The sequence below is a fragment of the Mesorhizobium metallidurans STM 2683 genome, from assembly GCF_000350085.1.
Lineage (GTDB): Bacteria > Pseudomonadota > Alphaproteobacteria > Rhizobiales > Rhizobiaceae > Mesorhizobium > Mesorhizobium metallidurans.
Window position 1 is genome coordinate 1 of the sequence record NZ_CAUM01000185.1, and the last position, 3,387, is coordinate 3,387.

General features: G+C 64.1%; 3 protein-coding genes and 4 pseudogenes. All 7 read left to right on the forward strand.

What is annotated here, in order from left to right; translation table 11 throughout:
* Window positions 1-409: transposase (locus MESS2_RS29490; RefSeq protein ID WP_040594389.1), on the forward strand; the 409-nt coding region annotated here is incomplete at its 5' end.
* The gene (gene tnpB, locus MESS2_RS29495) at window positions 406-810 is read left to right on the forward strand and encodes an IS66 family insertion sequence element accessory protein TnpB (RefSeq protein ID WP_008878360.1); all 405 of its coding nucleotides are present in this window, start codon (window positions 406-408) and stop codon (window positions 808-810) included. The genes MESS2_RS29490 and tnpB, both read left to right, overlap by 4 nt.
* Window positions 794-1,692, forward strand: a pseudogene (gene tnpC, locus MESS2_RS34315) (IS66 family transposase); the annotation flags it as partial. The gene tnpB and the pseudogene tnpC, both read left to right, overlap by 17 nt.
* A 32-nt stretch (window positions 1,693-1,724) precedes the next feature.
* Complete coding sequence (locus MESS2_RS32610) at window positions 1,725-1,874, forward strand: hypothetical protein (RefSeq protein ID WP_157357905.1); 150 nt, start codon at window positions 1,725-1,727, stop codon at window positions 1,872-1,874.
* Window positions 1,875-2,047: 173 nt separating this feature from the next.
* A pseudogene (locus tag MESS2_RS32615) lies at window positions 2,048-2,182 on the forward strand (IS110 family transposase); the annotation flags it as partial.
* A 1-nt stretch (window position 2,183) separates the two neighbouring features.
* Window positions 2,184-2,466: pseudogene (locus MESS2_RS29505) on the forward strand (transposase); the annotation flags it as partial.
* A 289-nt stretch (window positions 2,467-2,755) separates the two neighbouring features.
* A pseudogene (locus tag MESS2_RS29510) lies at window positions 2,756-3,387 on the forward strand (hypothetical protein); the annotation flags it as partial.

Here is a 3,387-nt window from a genome sequence, read left to right on the forward strand (position 1 = left end):
CAGAACGCCGGCGGAATCGAGCTTGACGGCCTCATCGAAGGATGATCCGGGCGCCCGCCGGCAGCCTGCCCGGCGCTTCTTCAGTGACGCGGAAAAGCACGCCATTGCGCTGGAGAGCGACCAGCCTGGTGTCAGCGTCTCGCAGGTCGCGCGCAAGCACGGGATTGTCACGGGCAAGCTGTTCCGCTGGCGCGTGCAGTTCGGGGTGGCGCAGAAGAAGCGCGCCAAGCTTGCGCCCGTCGCACTGACTGAGGGCACGCCAGCGGCACTTTTGCTGCGTGACCTCGTGCAGCCGCCCGATGGAATGACGGCGATCGATCTGCCTGACGGCCGGCGCGTATTTGCGCCCGTCGGCAGCGATCCGGATGCCGTGCTTGAGCATCTCCAGAGCGGAGGAACAGGACGATGATGATCGTTCCCGCGGGCGTGAAGGTGTATCTGGCGCTGGGCTACACCGATATGCGCAAAGGTCTCGACGGGCTCGCCATGCTGGTGCAGCAAACGCTGAAGCAGGACCCGTTCTCGGGCCATCTGTTTGCCTTCCGGGGCAAGAAGGCGTCGATGCTGAAGATCCTGTTCTGGGACGGAAACGGCCTGTGCCTGTTCACAAAACGGCTCGATCAGGGCAGCTTCGCGTGGCCGGTGATGGCCGGCTTCAATGGCTCCATCACGCTGACGCCGGCGCAGCTTGCGATGCTGATCGAGGGCATCGACTGGCGCGCACCCGGCACTTCGACCGTTACGGAAAGGCCCGGAATCCTTGGGTTCTGGGCTCGTTGTGATAGATTCGGTCATGCGGCTCGACCTTGATGATTTGCCATCCGATCCGGCTCTCCTGCAGCGTCTCGTACGCGAGATGGCGGGTGCTGTCGAAAGCCGCGACGGAGAGATCGAGCGACTGACGGAGAGATCGAGCGACTTCAGTCGATCATCAAAAAGCTCCAGCGGGCGCAGTTCGGCCGCCGTTCCGAGCGCCTCGATGCCGACCAACTGGCGCTCGCGCTGGAAGACCTCGACGGCGACATCGCCCGCATCCGGGAGAGCCGTCCCAGTCTCGAAAAACAGCCGGCCAAGCGACCATCCCACCGCAAGCCCCGGTCCGATCATCTGCCGCGCGAAGACGTGCTGCTCGACATCGGCGGCGAGGTTTGCGGGGGCTGCGGCGGCGCTCTCCATGCGATCGGCGAGAGCGTCAGCGAGATGCTCGACCGGGTTCCGGCGCAGCTTCGGGTGATCCGCATCACCCGCCCCAAATACGCCTGCCGTATCTGCGAGACGGTGGCGCAAGCGCCGGCCCCGGAGCGGCTGATCGCCGGCGGCCTGGCGACCCCGGCGCTGCTGGCACAGGTGCTGGTCAGCAAATATTGCGACCATACCCCGCTCTACCGGCAGTCGCAGATCTTCGCCCGGCACGGCGTCGATCTGGCGCGCTCGACGCTCGCCGGCTGGATCGGCGGCGCCTGCTGGTGGCTGGAAGCCTTGCACGAGCGGCTGGCCAGAAACGTGTTTGCATCCGATCATCTCTTCGCCGACGACACGCCGGTTCCGGTGCTCGATCCCGGTCGTGGGCGCACCAAGACCGGGCGGCTGTGGGTCTATGCGCGCGAGCAGCGGCCATGGGCCGGACCCGAGCCGCCAGCGGCGGTCTATCTGTTCGCGCCGGACCGCAAGGCCGAGCGACCGGTATCGCACCCTGGCACTTGACGCGGATGGAATATTGCCGTGTGCATCGCCTGACGAAGGACACGCTCGATCGCTGGCTGAAGTACTTTGCGGGCAACGACGCGGCACGTAAGCAGGCGGAATATCACGCGGAATTGCGCCGTCAGAAGCGCCTGGAAGAGCGAGCGAAGCGGCAGAAAGGGCGGGCTTGACTGCGCTATGCGGTGAGTACGGACGTGCGCAACAAAGCAATCCAGGCGGTCTGGGCGATGCATGTGGAGGCGACTGGAGCGGCATGGGCGTTCGCGAATACGCTGCCGCATTTGCAGCTCTCGCCGCGACCAGCCGGACGTCAGCGTCTCGCAGGTCGCACGCAGGCACGGATCGTCACGGAAGCAAAAGGGTCTGGCTATGGTTAGCGGCTTTGATCGCGTGTAAACCCGCCAAACTTGCCGCGGTGGCGCTGGTCAACAGGCTGGCTCGGATCGCCTGGAAGCTGACGGTCAGCGGCGAGTATTGGTCCCAAGGAGCACCGAGCCAAGCTCTACTGCACCAACCCGATCGAGCGCCTCGACGGCGAGATCAAGCGCAGGACCGAGGGTCGTCGGTATCTTCCCAAATGATGACGCCATCGTGCGCTGCGCCGGCGCGATCCTGCTTAAGCAGAACGACGAATGGGCCGTGCAGCGCGCCAGATACATGACGCTGGAAACCGTCAGTCAAATGAGCGACGACAGCCTGCAGGCCAAAACTCGCCGTTGCGGGCGAGGTATAGCGGCCCCAACCCTTGACGGCAGCAGGTGAAGCTCAGCGCTCTTCTGGAGCGCAATATCAGGCAATAGGCGCATTGACCAGATTGAGCTTATACTGGCCGGAGCCATTGGCCGTCACCTGGGTGACAGGAGCGCCTAATCACACGAAAATTGCCCGAGCCCGAAGCGGCCAAAGCCGTGCTCGGCGACGCTTCACCTCGACTGAATCGTCGAATCAGGCTCCGCAAATAAGTCTGTGGATAAGCTCTTTATGACGACGCGGTGTTGTATTCGTCTGATGGCGCTGGAGTATTCGTAAGCAACAGGGTGGCGAGGGAATCATGAACCGGTTGCTTTTTGGCGCGGCATTGCTTGCCGCGAGCGCCTTTGGCGCGGATATATCTTTTGTTTCTTATATTAGAGGCAATGCGGGGATAGAAGCCTTTGCGCAGGAAGCGCAAGGCGCTTCACCTGACCTTGGCGCACCTGGCGGCGGCTTCGGCAATGGCGGGGCAGCGCTGGGAAGCGGCACCACTTCAACGGATCAGCAGACGCCGGCTGCAGGTTCGGGAGATGCTGCATCCGGCGGAGCGCCAGCGACGGACAGTCCGGATGCGGCCGCCAAGGTCGGCGCCAAGCCGGCGGATGCCAAGGCAACGGACGCCAAGACGAGCGGCGCGGCTGAGGAGCCGACCGACACCGAGGCGGCCCCTGAGGAGCCGGCAGCTGAGGCCGCTGCAACCACCACCGACAGCGGCGATCCCGAGGCGGTCGGCACGCCGAAGGTGGATCTGCCGAAGACGGCCGGCAATGGCAATCTGGGCTATGCCATCGGCGTCGACGTCTCTGCCTTCCATGGCATCGAGCCGTCGATCGCGCTTAATTACAATTCCTCGCGCAAGACCAAGCTTGGTGGTCTCTACCAGGGCTGGCTGGGCTATGCCTGGGGCCTCGATGGTTTTGACATCATCGA